Raw genomic sequence first — 14,745 nt, forward strand, 5'->3', positions numbered from 1 at the left:
CATGAACGTATTTTTTGAAGAGTCGGGCGACTTCAAGGCCGGCAAGGTCCTGTCGCAGGCGGGCGAGGCCTACCAGGTGGAACTGGCCAGCGGCAAGCGCAGCAAGGTCAAGTCGCGCGACGTGCTGATCCAGTTCGAGCAGCCCGAGCCGGAAGTGCTGCTGGGCAGCGCGAAAGGCATCGCCGCCGAGGTCGACCTCGACTTCCTGTGGGAAGTGGCGGGACAGGAAGAATTCGGCTTCGCCGAGCTGGGCCTGGAATACTTCGGCCACGCGCCGCTGCCGTTTGAAGCGGCCGGCCTGGTGCTGGCGCTGCACGCCGCGCCGATCTACTTCCACAAGAAGGGTCGCGGACGCTACAAGGCTGCCCCTGAGCAGACCCTGAAGGCGGCACTGGCCGGCATCGAGAAGAAAAAGCAGCAGGCCATCGTGCAGGCCGGCTACGTGGACGAACTCAAGGCCGGCAAGCTGCCCGCTTCGATGCAGTCCATCGTCCAGCAGCTGCTGTTCAAGCCGGACAAGAACACGATCGAATACAAGGCCCTGGAAGCGGCCGCCAGCGAGCTGCAGACCACGGCTGCGCGCCTGATGCTGAACACGGGCGGCCTGGCTTCGCCCAAGGAACTGCACATGTCGCGCTTCCTGTTCGAGCACTTCCCGCGCGGCGCCGGTTTCCCCCAGGTAGAGGTGCCCGGGGCCCCGGAAGACCTGCCGCTGGCCGACGTCGCCGCCTTCTCGATCGACGACGTCACCACGACCGAGATCGACGACGCCTTCTCGGTGCGCAGGCTCGCGGACGGCAAGCTGCAGGTCGGCATCCACATCGCGGCGCCGGGCCTGGCCATCCGGCCGGACGATGCGATCGACAGGATTGCGCGCGCGCGCATGTCCACCGTGTATATGCCGGGCGATAAGATCACCATGCTGCCGGACGAGGTGGTGAATGCCTTCACGCTGGCCGAAGGCACGGACTGCCCGGCGCTGTCGCTGTACGCGGTGCTCGATCCGCAGGACTGGAGCGTGGTCTCGACCACCACCCGTGCCGAACGCGTACCGATCGCGCGCAACCTTCGCCTGAACGACCTGGACGCCATCGTCACCGAGGAGGCGCTGGCCGGTGGCAGCGGCGAAGGTACGGCCGACTACCCGCACAAGGAAGAACTGGGCCTGCTGTGGCAATGGGCCCTGCAGCTGGAAGCGGGCCGCATGAAGAAGCGCGAAGCCTTCGGCCTCAGGCCGGAACAGGCCAACCGCGTGGACTTCAACTTCTACGTGGAAGACGACGTGGTCTCCATCGTGCGCCGCAAGCGCGGCGCGCCGCTCGACAAGATCGTGGCCGAGCTGATGATCTTCGCCAACAGCACCTGGGGCAAGCTGCTGCACGACTCGGGCGTGCCGGGCATCTACCGTTCGCAGGGACCGGGCGCCGGCGGCTGGGCGGCCAAGATCCAGGTGCGCATGGTGACCCACGCGGCCCCGCACCAGGGCCTGGGGGTGGACCAGTACGCGTGGAGCACCTCGCCGCTGCGCCGCTACACCGACCTGGTGAACCAGTGGCAGATCCTGGCCTGCGCCTCGCATGGCGTGACGGCGCCGCTGGTGGCGCCGTTCAAGCACCGCGACGCGACCCTGTTCTCGATCGTGTCCGCCTTCGACGCGGCCTACGCGGCCTACAACGACTTCCAGCAGAACATGGAGCGCTACTGGTGCCTGCGCTGGCTGGCGCAGGAGAACGCCCGGCAGGTCGATGCCGTGGTGCTCAAGGAAGACCTCGTGCGCCTGGTCGAGATCCCGCTGGTGGCGCGCCTGGCCGGCATGCCGCAGCTGGCGCGCGGCGCCCAGGTGCGGCTCGACATCCTGCGCTGGGACGAGGTCGACCTGAGCCTCGAGGCGCGCCTGCTGGAAGTGGCGGCCGCGGCGCCCGACGCTGCGCTCGCGCTGGAAGAAGAGGAAGAGGGCGATACCGGGGAAGCGGCGCTGGCGGAAGTCGTGGAAGCCGAAGGCGTGGTTGCCGCGGTCACGACCGAGGAGGGCGTGGACGTTCCCGGCAACGCCGGAACCGCCTGACCCCGTAGCGTGGGCGGGTTTCCGGTCCACGCGGTGATGCTTCGCGGATGAATATCATCCGCGATGATCCTGCCGCTCGTTGAACGCCCATCCCCGTGTCGCGATCACGCCCCGAATCTCCCCCCGAATCTCCCCCCGCCCGCTGTTGCAGGTTAGAATGCCCCATCCCTGATCCAACCGCCCGCCCGGGCACGCGCAGTGAAGTACTTGCAAAACAACCGTCCCCTGATGATCGCCCTCGGCGTTTCCGTGCTCGCGCACGCGGCGCTGCTGGCGGTGCGTTTCGCCGCTCCCGATGCCTTCCGCCAGCGCCCGGCCGACCCCGGCCTGGAAGTCATCCTGGTCAACGCCAAGCACGCCCGGGCTCCGGCCAAGGCCGACGCGCTGGCCCAGGCCAACCTGGAAGGCGGCGGCACGGCCGATGCGGGACGGGTGCGCTCCCCGCTGCCCGACCTGCGCAAGGTCGAGGATGGCGAAAGCATCAAGGCCCTGCAGCGCCGCATCGCCGACCTCGAACAGCGCCAGGAAAACGTGCTGACCCGGGTGCGCTCGTCCAGTTTCGCGGCGGCGGCCAGGACCGAGCAGGACAAGCCCGATCCGGCCGCCCGCGGCCTTGATGCCTTCGACACCAGCCGCGCCATCTCGCGCGCGGCGGCCGAAGTCATCGAGCGCATCGAGGATCAGAACAAGCGTCCCAAGCGCACCCAGATCACGCCCAGCACGCGCCAGGTCGGCTATGCCCTCTATTACAAGGAGATGCAGAAGCGGATCGAGGAAGTCGGCACCCTCAACTTCCCGCAGCAGAACGGCAGGAAGCTGTATGGCGAACTGGTGGTCTATATCCCCGTGTTCCAGGACGGCAGCCTGTACCTGAAGGATGGCGGTCCGCGCATCGAGCACAGTTCGGGCAGCCCGGCGCTGGATGCGGCGGCGCTGCGCATCGTGCGCCAGGCCGCGCCCTTCGGCGCCTTCCCGGCGAACATGCGCAGCCGCGGCAAGGACGACCTGTGGGAAGTGATCACGCGCTTCCGCTTCACGCGCGAGGAGAAGATGCAGGCCGAGCTGCGCGGGGGGCAGGGGTGATGGACAAATACTGCGTGATCGGCAACCCGGTCGACCACAGCAAGTCGCCGGCGATCCATGCGGTGTTCGCGCGCCAGACCGGCCAGGACCTGGCCTACGAGCGCTGCCTGGCGCCAGTGGACGGCTTCGCCGCCACGCTCAGGCGCCTGGTGGACGAGGGCTACCGCGGCGCCAACGTGACCGTGCCCTTCAAGATCGAAGCTGCCGCCCTGTGCACCCGGCTGGCGCCGCGCGCGCGCGCGGCCGGCGCGGTCAACACGCTCAGCTTCGCGCACGGCGAGATCGCCGGCGACAATACCGACGGTCCGGGCCTGGTGGCCGACATCACCCGCAACGCGGGCAAGGCCATCGCCGGCAGCCGCGTGCTGCTGCTGGGCGCTGGCGGCGCGGCGCGCGGCGCCCTGCTGCCCCTGATCGAGCAGGGTCCGCGCGAGATCGTCATCGCCAACCGCACTGCCGCCACGGCGGCCGCGCTGGCGCGCGATTTCGGCCGGCACGGCGTGCCGCTGCGGGGTGCGGGCTTCGACGCCGTCGCCGGCGCCTTCGACATCGTCGTGAATGCCAGTTCCAGCAGCCTGGCCGGCGCGCTGCCGCCGCTGCCGGCCGGCGTATTCGCACCCGGCGCGCTGGCGCTGGACATGATGTATGGCGAGCAGCCCACCGTGTTCATGCAATTCGCGGCGAGCCAGGGCGCGGGGGTGCGCGACGGCCTGGGCATGCTGGTCGAGCAGGCTGCCGAAGCCTTCGCCATCTGGCGCGGCGTGCGCCCCGATACCACTGAACTGTTCAGGAAGATGCGACCATGAATACCAGCACGCTCGCGATGGGCAAGACGAAGAAGGCCGGCGGCAAGCGTTCGCGCCGCTGGCTCAAGTGGCTGGTGCTCGGCCCGCTGCTGCTGGTGCTGCTGGTGCAGCTGTATTTCTTCGCCATGGTGTGCTGGTACGCGGTATTCAATCCCGGCTCGACCAGCTTCATGCGCCAGCAGCTGGCGGAACTGCGCGAGAAGAACCCGAACGCGACGCTCAAGCATGAATGGGTGCCCTACGAGCGCATCTCGGTCAACCTCAAGAGGGCGGTGGTGGCGTCCGAGGATTCGCGCTTCGCCGAGCATGGCGGGGTGGACTGGGAAGCGCTGGAAGCGGCCTATGAAAAGAACAACCGGCGCAGCAAGGTGGTGGGCGGCGGCTCCACCATCACCCAGCAGCTGGCCAAGAACCTGTTCCTGTCCGGCTCGCGCAGCTACCTGCGCAAGGGCCAGGAGCTGGTCATCGCATTCATGCTGGAGACGGTGATGCCCAAGCGCCGTATCCTCGAGGTCTACCTGAACGTGGTGGAGTATGGCCGTGGCGTGTTCGGCGCCGAGGCGGCCGCGCGCCACTACTTCCGCACCTCGGCCGGGAATTTGAACGCGCAGCAGGCCGCGCGCCTGGCCGTGATGCTGCCCAACCCGCGCTACTACGACAAGCACCGCAGCACCCGCTACCTGGAACGCCGTACCGCGCTGATCCAGCGCCGGATGCGCTTCGTCGACCTGCCCTGAGCCCCGGCCGTGGAACTCCGGATCCGCTTGCAGGACTTTTACTCGCCGGGCGACGAGCGCCGCTTTTTCGACGGCCTGCTGGCGCTCGCGGGTGTACAGGGCTGCCGCGGTGAAGGCCGCGACCTGCTGGTGGCGCTCGACCTGCGGCGCCTGAACCGGGACGCCATGCGCGAGCTGGTCGCGCTCCTGTGGCGCTACCGGATTGCGTTGGCGCCGCTGCGCGCGCTGGCTGGTAAGGCACGCTTCGCCTGGCTCGACGACCCGCGCGCCTACTGGCATGCGGCCATGTTCGGCAGCGGGGCGAGGTCCGGGGCAGGCTAGCGACGAAATTGTCGTGACGGGGTGGCCGCCCCCGTGGGCTGTCGGTTACACTTGCGTCACTTCGCATTCCGGCCCTCGAGAAACACGCATGATCAACGTATTCGTCCTACAAAATGGCCGCCTGAACCAGGTCAGCGTCGACTCGCGCGAGGACCTGGCCAACGTGACACCGGTCTGGGTCGACCTGAACGAGCCCACCGACGAGGAGCGCATCCTGGTCAAGACCACCTATGGGGTGACGCTGCCGGGCGAGGACGAGGTGTCGGACATCGAGGCATCGGCGCGCTACTACGAAGCCGAGAACGGCGACCTGCACCTGCGCACCGACTTCCTGCTCGAAGAGGAGGACGGGCCGTCGCGTGTGGTGACGGTGGCCTTCATCCTTTCCGGGAAAATCCTGTTCTCGGTGCACAACGACGACCTGCCGGTGTTCCGCCTGGTACGCCTGCGCGCGCGTTCGCGGCCCGGCTCGATCGAGGACTACATGGACGTGCTGCTCGACCTGTACGCGACCGACGCCGAGTACTCGGCGGACGCGCTCGAGGGCATCTACGAGGCGCTGGAAGAAGTCTCGACCCGCGTGCTGCAGAAGGAGTTCACCGACCAGGACGCGGCCGCGGCGCTGAACGCGATCGCGCACGAGGAAGACTTGAACGGCCGCATCCGCCGCAACATGATGGACACGCGGCGCGCGGTCAGCTTCCTGATGCGCGGCCGGCTGCTGAACTCGGACCAGTTCGAGGAAGCGCGCCAGATCCTGCGCGACATCGAGTCGCTCGACGGCCACACCTCTTTCCTGTTCGACAAGGTGAACTTCCTGATGGACGCCACGGTCGGCTTCATCAACATCAACCAGAACAAGATCATCAAGATCTTCTCGGTGGCCTCGGTGGCCTTCCTGCCGCCGACCCTGATCGCCAGTATCTACGGCATGAACTTCAAGGTCTTCCCCGAGCTGAACTGGAGCTTCGGCTATCCGCTCGCGATCGGCCTGATGGTCGCGGCCATGGCGGCGCCGCTCGTGTACTTCCAGCGCCGCGGCTGGCTGCGCTAGACGTGTAATTTTAGTGCGCCATGGCTGACCTGACCGACGACTTTCCCCAGAATCCGGACACGCCCGGCCGCCTCGACCTGTTCGCGCCGCAGCGGGGGCGCTTCGAGCGCGGCTACGATGGCGACTGGTTCGCCATCACGCTCGATGCCGGCCAGCGCTACCTGTTTTCGCTGGAATCGACCACCGGCATCAGCCTTCCCGAGATCGGCAACGCCGTGTATGCGCTGGCAGTGTACGACGCGGCAGGCAACCGGCTGACCAGGATCCTGAACGGCGACTACCTGCACGGCCCGACGATCGAATTCGTACCGCCAGCGGCAGGAACCTATTACGTCGAAGCGATCTCGTTGTACAAATGGTATGGACTGGAAGGCTACGAGCTCAAGGCCGCGCTGCGCACCGGACCCGACGACCAGCCGGCCAGTAGTGCCACCAGCGCCTTCCTGCCGAGCGACGGCTCGGTTACCGGCAGCTTCGAGGTGGCGGGCGATATCGACTGGGTCAGGTTCAGCGTGCAGCCCGGCATGCATTACCGCTTCGAATTCGAGGGGCCGGGCATCGGCACCGGTTCGCCCTACGTCTTTCCGACCGAGATCCGGATCCTCGATGCCGCCGGCAGGTTCGTACAATACCTGGACTGGGGCTTCTCGCCCGTGCAGGCCGGCGACTACTTCCTCGAGTTGCGCGGCCTGCAGGCAGGCACCTTCAAGGGGATTTCGCAGACCTGGCAGGACGACTATTTGCCGAGCAATGCGACGCTGGGTTTCATCGCGCCGGGAGCGCTTGCCACGGGGACCATCGAATTCGAGCACGATGTGGACCGGTTCCGGCTCGACGTCGAAGAAGGGGTGTTCTATACCCTTACCTTCAATGCCGAACCGGATACCTACATGTTGTTCCTGCGCGACGCAGCGGGCACGATACGCGAATCCGCCTCGGGCAACATCGACGGCAGGACGATGTCGTCCGACTTCCGCGCGGACGCAGGGAGTAGCCATTTCCTGGACGTGGAGCAGGGCCCGACGGTCCGCGGCCTGCTTGAACCGCGCTCCTACACGCTCAGCCTGAGTCCCGGGAGGCGCGACCTGGTCGGCGACACCATCGCGACCGCGCAGCCGGTCCCCATCGGCGTGTCCACCCGGGGAGTGCTGGAGGCTGCCAGCGATGTCGACATGTACCGGGTCTCGCTGGTGGCGGGAGAGCATTATGCGATGACCGTGGGCGCGCAGACCGGGCGCGCCGAGGGCTTCGTGCTGCGCGTACTCGGCGCGGACGGCGCGACCTTGGCTTTCGACGACGGTTGGGATGACCGAAACTACTCGCTGGCGCTCGACTTCACGCCGATGCTGAGCGGAGATTATTACCTGCAGTTGAAGTCGGCAATGGGCGGGGTGCACCCGTACACGCTTGCGGTCTTGCCGCTGCGCGGCGACACGAATGGTCCGGCGCTGCTCGGCAGCACCCATCCGGCCGGCGCCGATGGCGTCGCGCTGACCGACACGGCCATCGTGCTGCGCTTCAGCGAGCCGGTCGCGATCGACAAGTCGAAAATCACGATTACCGGCCCGAGCGGCGCCGTGGTCTACCAGGCCAGGGACAACGACTACCTCAGCATGGACTTTCCACTTGTCCAGGGAAGCGAGGTGCTGCTTAGGGCACAGGCCCATTTCACGCCGGGCAGCTATACGATCCACCTGCCACAGGGGGCGGTGTCCGACCTGGCGGGAAACCCCTACGTCGGCCCGGACAGCATGCGCTTCAGCACCGCCGCGCCGGTCGCGGCCGCGACATCCGGGAACGACCTGCTGGCGGGGCTGCCGGGACAGCGTACCGACGGCGGCGCAGGCATCGATACGCTGCTGCTGCCGGGCGCGGCCGGCAACTACCTCATTCAGCGTAACGGGCAGGAAGCTACTACGCAGCACGACCTGTGGGGAACGCGCTACGATGTCGTGAATGTCGAACGGCTGCTGTTCGAATACGGGGCGATCGCGCTCGACATCGACGGCAACGGCGGCCAGGCCTACCGCCTGTATCGCGCCGCCTTCGATCGCGCGCCCGACCTGAAAGGACTGGGTTTCTGGATTGCCCAACTCGACAGGGGCAGCAGCCTGCTCGACGCTGCGCGCGGCTTCATCGGCAGCGCCGAATTCGCAGGATTGTACGGCACCGCGCCGGACGACCAGCTGTTCGTGCGCCTGCTCTACCAGAACGTGCTGCAGCGCGAGCCGGATGCGGCCGGGGCCGCGTTCTGGCTGGCACGCCTGCATGACGGGCAGGGGCGCGAACAGGTGCTGGTGTCGTTCAGCGAGTCCGCCGAAAATGTCGCGGCGACCGTGGATCTCATCGGGAACGGGTTCCAGTACACGCCCTATTGAGCGCCGCCGGGCCGTTCCCGGCGCGTGTCAGCCGATGCGCTTGAACACCCGGCGCGCCGCCTCGACCGTCTCGTCGATCACCGCATCGGTATGCTGGGCCGACACGAAGCCGGCCTCGAACATGGCCGGGGCAAAATACACGCCTTCGTCCAGCATGCCGTGGAAGAAGCGGTTGAAGCGCTCCTTGTCGCCGGCCATCATCTGGCCATAGGTCGACGGGATGTCGTGGTTGAAGTAAAAGCCGAACATGCCGCCCACCGCGTCGCCGCAGAACGGGATGCCCGCTTCCGTGGCCGCCTCGGTCAGGCCGTCCACCAGGCGCTGGGCGGCGGCGCCGAGGCGCTCGTAGAAGCCCGGCTCCTGGATCAGCTTCAGCGTGCTCATGCCGGCCGCCACCGCCACCGGATTGCCCGACAGGGTGCCGGCCTGGTACACCGGGCCGATCGGTGCCATCTTCTGCATCAGGTCCGCGCGCCCGCCGAAGGCCGCCACCGGCAGGCCGCCGCCGATCACCTTGCCCAGCGCGGTGAGGTCGGGCGTGATGCCGTACAGTTCCTGGGCGCCGCCCAGGCCCACGCGGAAGCCGCACATCACTTCGTCGAAGATCAGCACGGTGCCGTATTCCGTGCACAGTTCGCGCATGCGCTGCAGGAATTCCGGGGTCGCACGGATCAGGTTCATGTTGCCGGCCACCGGCTCCACGATCACGCAGGCGATGGTGTCGCCCATCGAGGCGAAGGCGTCTTCCAGCTGCGGGATGTTGTTGTAGTCGAGGACCAGGGTGTGCTTCACGAAGTCTTCCGGCACGCCGGCGCTGGTCGGGTTGCCGAAGGTGAGCAGGCCGGAGCCGGCCTTCACCAGCAGCGAATCGGCGTGGCCGTGGTAGCAGCCTTCGAACTTGACGATCTTGTCGCGCCCGGTGGCGCCGCGCGCCAGGCGCAGCGCGCTCATGGTGGCCTCGGTGCCGGACGAGACCAGGCGTACCTGCTCGATCGAGGGCAGCAGGCGGCAGATCTCTTCGGCGATCTCGATCTCGCCTTCGGTCGGCGCGCCGAACGACAGGCCATTTGCGGCCGCGGCCTGCACCGCCTTGATCACCTGCGGGTGGGCGTGGCCGACGATGGCCGGGCCCCAGGAGCCGATGTAGTCGATATAGCGCTTGCCGTCCGCGTCCCAGAAATACGGCCCTTCGGCGCGGGTGATGAAGCGCGGCGTGCCGCCCACCGAGCGGAAGGCGCGCACCGGCGAGTTCACGCCGCCCGGCGTCGATTGCTGGGCGCGGGCAAACAGGATCTCGTTCTTGGAAGTGGAGTCAGTGGTCATGATGTGCGGGCTTTTCAGCACCGGTAGAATTTGTTGGGGATGAACTTGCCCATGCCGAAGCGCTGCGCGTGCTCGAGGGCGCCGGTGGTGTATTCCTGGGCCGCGAACAGCGCCGCAGGCGCTTCCATGCCCTGGGCCATCAGGGCGGTGAAGGCCGCCGAATAGGTATTGCCGGCGCCGACGAACGGCCCCGGCAGGTGCTTCCATTCGACCCGGGCGACGATGCCGCCGGCGTCGAACAGGGTGTTGGAACAGGCGCCCGCTTCGTCGCGGGTGCCGGTGACCAGCACGTACTGGCAGCCCGCATCGGTCAGCTCGGCCACGTCCTCGAGCAGCGAGCCCTCGGTGCCGGGCTCGCGCCAGATCTCGGCCATGCGGCCCAGTTCCGACTGCGACAGCATCAGCACTGTGGTCTGCGGCGCCAGGATCGAGCGGATCGCCGACAGCATTTCCTCGTCGGCCAGGCCGGAGTCGGGCAGGGCCGACAGGAAAGGGTCGAGGATGAGCGGTGCATCCGGGTAGTCGGACACGATCTCGGCGATCGCCGCCAGCTGCAGGACGGTCGCCACGGCGCCGACCTTGAAGGCCGCCACCGGCATGTCCTCGAGCAGCACCCGGGCCTGGTCGGCCATCCAGTCGCTGTCGACTTCGTGCAGGTTCTCGATCTTGGCGCTGTCGGCTACCAGCAGTCCCGCCACGACCGACAGTCCGTGGCATCCGTGCGCGGCGAAGGCAGCCAGGTCGGCCTGCACGCCGAGCGCGCCGACCGGGTCGGACACGCCAAATGTCAGGATGAGGGGGAACGGTTGGTTTTGCACGACGCCTGGATTAAGATACCTGATTCCGCATTTTACTAGATAGAAGGAAGCATATTGTGAGTACTGATTCGACGGCCCCTTTCCAGACCTGGATGTGCCTGATCTGTGGCTGGGTCTATGACGAGGCCGCCGGCGCGCCGGACGACGGCATCGCGCCCGGCACCCGCTGGGCCGATGTCCCGATGAACTGGACCTGCCCGGAATGCGGCGCCCGCAAGGACGATTTCGAGATGACCGCCATCTGATTTCACCGGGCGGGCCACGGTCCGCCCACCCTGCCATTGCCTTATTGACAGTTGAGTTTGCAAGACGTTAATCCAATCTGCAGGCAACAGTTGACGTACTGCAACACTCCTGCGCACAAGGGGAAAACCCTGTGCTATCGTGGCGCTTCATGCTGAAGTGAAACGAAAATGACGACATCGCCGCAAGCAAACGGCCTGACCATCATGGTGATCGACGACAGCAGCACGATCCGCCGCTCCGCCGAAATCTTCCTGACCCAGGCCGGCTACACGGTGGTGCTGGCCGACGATGGCTTCGATGCGCTCGCCAAGATCAACGACCACCACCCCGCGCTGGTGTTCTGCGACATCCTGATGCCGCGCCTGGATGGCTACCAGACCTGCGCCCTGATCAAGAAGAGCGCGCGGTTCCACGCTACGCCGGTGCTGATGCTGTCGTCCAAGGACGGGCTGTTCGACCGCGCGCGCGGCGCGATGGTCGGCGCCAGCGCCTATCTCACCAAGCCGTTTTCCAAGGACAGCCTGCTGGCGGCCGTGCGCGAGCACACCGCCGCCCGCGACTGACCTGACTGACCTGACCGACCCCGGAGCCCAAGGTGGCCATACATAACATCCTGATCGTCGACGATTCCCCGACCGAACGCTTTTACCTGACCGATATCCTGGTGCGCGCGGGCTTTGCCGTGACCACCGCCGTGAATGGCGGCGAGGCGATCGACAAGATCCGCGCCGAGCGCCCGCAACTGATCCTGATGGACGTGGTCATGCCGGGCGCGAACGGCTTCCAGGTGACGCGCTCGATCGCGCGCGACCCGGAGCTGGCCGCGATCCCGGTCATCATCTGCAGCAGCAAGAACCAGGAGACCGACCGTATCTGGGGCATGCGCCAGGGCGCGCGCGACTACCTGGTCAAGCCGGTCGATCCGGCGCTGCTGCTGGCCAGCATCGCCTCGCTCGACCAGCAGCCGGCCAGCGCCGCCGCATGAAGGACGCGCCGGCGCCACGCCAGGGCAGCGCCGATCCGGCCGCCCGCCGCACCCGCCTGCGCGACTACCAGCAGCAGCTGCTCGAGCGCATGCAGGCCGCCAGGGGCGGCGAGGGCGCGCCGATCCAGCAGCTCGGCCTGCAGCTGGGCGGCACCCGCTACCTGCTCGACCTGCTGGAGGCAGGCGAGATCGTGCCGCTGGCGCCGATCGCCCGCGTGCCCCTCACCGTTCCCTGGTATCTTGGCCTGGCCAATGTGCGCGGCAGCCTGGTCGGCGTGATCGACCTGGCGCGCTACCTGGGCGAAGAAGACGGCGCGGCGCCGGCCGCCCCGGGCATGCGCCTGGTGACCTTCGCTCCCGCGCTCGGCTTCAACTGCGCGCTGCTGGCCGAGCGCGTGTACGGACTGCGCCAGGCCGGCGCCATGGAACGCGTGGGCGAGGCCCTGTGCGACGCCGACGGCCAGCTGTGGACGCCGCTGTCGCTGGCGGCCCTGGTGCGCGAGGAGCGCTTCCTGCAGGTCGCCCAGGAGCCGGACGGCTGACAGCGGGCAGCCGGAACAGCCACCGCATTCAAACACACCGACGCAGCCAGGCGGCGCGTCCATCGATCGTAGGACCAGGAGCCGGTATGGGATTCGCCTCGAAACTCAGCATCAACGCATTTACCAAGGACGAGGACGAAGACACCGTCCTGGCCTCGCCCGACACCCAGTTCGGCCCTGGCCTGCTGCCCCAGCATCCGTCCGCGCCGGCTTCCGCCGAAGGCCCGGTGCATGGCTCGGCCGACGCGGCAGCGCGCCGGCTCGGCAATACCCGTCCGCGCAAGCCGCTCGCGGCCGCCCCGGCCGACCCCGATGACCTGCGCCTGCCGCTGATCGGCCACATGTCGCTGTCGCGCCAGCTGCGCCTGGTGCTGGCCGCCTTCGTCGGCGGCATTCTCCTGACCGTGCTGGCGATGTGGCAGAACGCGGCGCGCACCGACGTCGTCTCGACCCAGGGCCAGGTCGCGGCCGACGCCCTGATGCACTCGCAGCGGGTAGCCAAGTCGGCCCCGAACGCGCTGCGCGGCGAGCCGTCCGCCTTCACCGAACTGGATGACAGCCGCGCCGAAGTCGGACGCCTGCTGACCCTGTTGGCACGCGGCGGCCAGTCCGGCGGCCATGCGGTGCCGGCCGCCTCGAACGAGTTGTCCGGCCTGCTGGGCAAGGCGCGCGCCGCCTGGTCGGCCTCGAACGCGGCGGCCGCCACCATCGTCGGCAACAAGCGCCACCTGGTCGGCTACGGCGGCGCCGTCAAGCGCTACGAACCGCTGGCCACCGAACTGCGCACCCTGGCCGAACGCCTGCAGGACAGTCCGCGCGAGGCCGCCGCCGGCGCCCGCCTGGCGCTGCTGAGCGAGCGCCTGTCGGTGGCGACCCACGCCTTCATGGCGCCCGGCGGCGCCCACCGCGATGCCGCGCGCGGCATCGCGCGCGACAGCGCGGACCTCGGCACCCTGCTGGCGGCCCTGTCCGAAGGCGCGGGCGCGGCGGCCGATCCGGGCCTGCGCGCGCGCCTGGACGACGCGCGCAGCGCCTTCCAGGCCTGGCAGGGAGGGCTGGCGCCGCTCTCGACCAACCAGCACAGCTTCGCCGCCGCGCGCAGCGCCGAGGCGGTGATCGCGCGCGACAGCGAAGGCCTGCGTTCCTCGCTGGCGCGCCTGCAGTCCGAATACCGCTACCAGCTGGGTATCCGCAGCAGCTGGTTCTGGGTGCTGGTGGGCGCCTCGGTGTTCACGCTCGCCATGGGCGGCAGCCTGAGCCGCGTGATGCTGCAGGACTCGCGCAACCGTACCCGCGGCGCCGAGGCGCGCCGCCGCGAAGCCGAGGCGATGCGCCAGCTGGCCCAGGCCAAGGAAGAAGAAGCCAAGGCCACCAACGACCAGAACCAGGCGGCGATCCTGCGCCTGATGAACGAACTGCAGGAAGTGGCGGACGGCGACCTGACCGTGCATGCCACCGTGTCGGAAGACATCACCGGCGCGATCGCCGACTCGGTCAACTACACGGTCGAGGAATTGCGTGGCCTGGTGCTGCGGGTCATCAAGACCGCCGGGCAGGTGACCGGCGCGGCGGCCGGCGCCCAGGCCGTGTCCACCGAACTGCTGGGCGCGGCCGAGGCGCAGTCGCGCGAGATCCAGGACGCGTCGAGCACGGTGCTGCAGATGGCGGCCCAGATTTCCAGCGTGTCGCGTTCGGCCACCGAATCGGCCGACGTGGCGCGCCAGTCGGTGGCGGCGGCGGAGCAGGGCGCGCAGGCGGTGCAGAACGCGATCCTGGGCATGAACGAGATCCGCGAACAGATCCAGGAAACCAGCAAGCGCATCAAGCGCCTGGGCGAATCCTCGCAGGAGATCGGCGAGATCACCGACCTGATCTCGGACATCACGGAACAGACCAACGTGCTGGCGCTGAACGCGGCGATCCAGGCCGCGTCGGCGGGTGAAGCGGGACGCGGCTTCTCGGTGGTGGCCGAGGAAGTGCAGCGCCTGGCGGAGCGCTCGGCCGAAGCGGCCAAGGGCATCGGCGCGCTGGTGCGCACCATCCAGGCCGACACCCACGACGCGGTGGCGGCCATGGAAAAATCGACCCAGGGCGTGGTCGAGGGCGCGCGCCTTTCCGATGCGGCCGGCGCGGCCCTGAGCGATATCTCGCGCGTGTCGAACCGCCTGGCGGAGCTGATCCAGGGGATTTCCGCCGCGGCCGGGCAGCAGGCCACCTCCGCCAACGGCGTGGCCCATACCATGCAGCACATCCTGTCGGTTACCGAGCAGACCCAGGGCGGCACGCGCCAGACGGCGCAGTCGATCCGCGAGCTGGCGCTGCTGGCGCAGGAACTGAAGGATTCCGTGTCGCGCTTCCGCGTGGCAGCCTGATTCACCGATTACACG

Annotated in this window: 14 protein-coding genes; 12 read left to right on the top strand and 2 right to left on the bottom strand. The window is 68.1% G+C overall.

Annotated elements, in window-relative coordinates; genetic code table 11:
* The first annotated feature begins 1 nt into the window (after window position 1).
* From LE190_RS19000 to LE190_RS19030, 7 genes are all read left to right on the top strand, one after another.
* Window positions 2–2,065 carry a ribonuclease catalytic domain-containing protein gene (locus LE190_RS19000; RefSeq protein ID WP_225240177.1) on the top strand — a complete coding sequence of 688 codons (2,064 nt, stop codon included), beginning with the start codon at window positions 2–4 and terminating at the stop codon, window positions 2,063–2,065.
* Window positions 2,066–2,293: 228 nt separating this feature from the next.
* The gene (locus LE190_RS19005) at window positions 2,294–3,148 is read left to right on the top strand and encodes a TonB C-terminal domain-containing protein (RefSeq protein ID WP_225240213.1); all 855 of its coding nucleotides are present in this window, start codon (window positions 2,294–2,296) and stop codon (window positions 3,146–3,148) included.
* The gene (gene aroE, locus LE190_RS19010) at window positions 3,148–3,954 is read left to right on the top strand and encodes a shikimate dehydrogenase (RefSeq protein WP_225240178.1); all 807 of its coding nucleotides are present in this window, start codon (window positions 3,148–3,150) and stop codon (window positions 3,952–3,954) included. The genes LE190_RS19005 and aroE overlap by 1 nt, the downstream gene beginning before the upstream one ends.
* A gap of 17 nt (window positions 3,955–3,971) precedes the next feature.
* On the top strand, window positions 3,972–4,691 hold the full coding sequence (gene mtgA / locus LE190_RS19015; protein ID WP_225240214.1) for a monofunctional biosynthetic peptidoglycan transglycosylase: 720 nt from the start codon (window positions 3,972–3,974) through the stop codon (window positions 4,689–4,691).
* A gap of 9 nt (window positions 4,692–4,700) precedes the next feature.
* Window positions 4,701–5,012, top strand: a complete 312-nt coding sequence (locus LE190_RS19020; RefSeq protein WP_225240179.1) for a hypothetical protein — start codon at window positions 4,701–4,703, stop codon at window positions 5,010–5,012.
* Window positions 5,013–5,100: 88 nt separating this feature from the next.
* Complete coding sequence (corA, locus tag LE190_RS19025; protein ID WP_225240180.1) at window positions 5,101–6,066, top strand: magnesium/cobalt transporter CorA; 966 nt, start codon at window positions 5,101–5,103, stop codon at window positions 6,064–6,066.
* A 20-nt stretch (window positions 6,067–6,086) separates the two neighbouring features.
* A complete protein-coding gene (locus LE190_RS19030) occupies window positions 6,087–8,444 on the top strand; it encodes a DUF4214 domain-containing protein (RefSeq protein ID WP_225240181.1) in 2,358 nt (785 codons plus the stop codon).
* Between the two features lie 27 nt (window positions 8,445–8,471).
* Here LE190_RS19030 and hemL read toward each other — a convergent pair whose 3' ends face one another.
* The gene (gene hemL / locus LE190_RS19035) at window positions 8,472–9,767 is read right to left on the bottom strand and encodes a glutamate-1-semialdehyde 2,1-aminomutase (RefSeq protein WP_225240182.1); all 1,296 of its coding nucleotides are present in this window, start codon (window positions 9,765–9,767) and stop codon (window positions 8,472–8,474) included.
* A 14-nt stretch (window positions 9,768–9,781) separates the two neighbouring features.
* Window positions 9,782–10,585, bottom strand: coding sequence for a bifunctional hydroxymethylpyrimidine kinase/phosphomethylpyrimidine kinase (thiD, locus tag LE190_RS19040; protein WP_225240183.1), 804 nt, complete (start codon window positions 10,583–10,585; stop codon window positions 9,782–9,784).
* A 92-nt stretch (window positions 10,586–10,677) separates the two neighbouring features.
* Between thiD and LE190_RS19045 the strand changes: the two genes are divergently transcribed.
* The 5 genes from LE190_RS19045 to LE190_RS19065 all read left to right on the top strand — a co-directional run bounded on the left by LE190_RS19045 (window position 10,678) and on the right by LE190_RS19065 (window position 14,730).
* Window positions 10,678–10,830 carry a rubredoxin gene (locus LE190_RS19045; RefSeq protein WP_029755924.1) on the top strand — a complete coding sequence of 51 codons (153 nt, stop codon included), beginning with the start codon at window positions 10,678–10,680 and terminating at the stop codon, window positions 10,828–10,830.
* Between the two features lie 168 nt (window positions 10,831–10,998).
* Window positions 10,999–11,394 carry a response regulator gene (locus LE190_RS19050; RefSeq protein WP_224946577.1) on the top strand — a complete coding sequence of 132 codons (396 nt, stop codon included), beginning with the start codon at window positions 10,999–11,001 and terminating at the stop codon, window positions 11,392–11,394.
* A 32-nt stretch (window positions 11,395–11,426) separates the two neighbouring features.
* The gene (locus tag LE190_RS19055) at window positions 11,427–11,816 is read left to right on the top strand and encodes a response regulator transcription factor (RefSeq protein WP_369598442.1); all 390 of its coding nucleotides are present in this window, start codon (window positions 11,427–11,429) and stop codon (window positions 11,814–11,816) included.
* Entirely contained in the window at window positions 11,813–12,358 is a 546-nt protein-coding gene (locus tag LE190_RS19060; RefSeq protein WP_225240184.1) for a chemotaxis protein CheW, read from the top strand. Before LE190_RS19055 ends, LE190_RS19060 begins: the two co-directional genes overlap by 4 nt.
* An 86-nt stretch (window positions 12,359–12,444) precedes the next feature.
* On the top strand, window positions 12,445–14,730 hold the full coding sequence (locus LE190_RS19065; RefSeq protein WP_225240185.1) for a methyl-accepting chemotaxis protein: 2,286 nt from the start codon (window positions 12,445–12,447) through the stop codon (window positions 14,728–14,730).
* The last annotated feature ends 15 nt before the right edge of the window (window positions 14,731–14,745 follow it).

The organism is Massilia hydrophila (genome assembly GCF_020208145.1).
Classification (GTDB): Bacteria; Pseudomonadota; Gammaproteobacteria; order Burkholderiales; family Burkholderiaceae_D; genus Telluria; species Telluria hydrophila.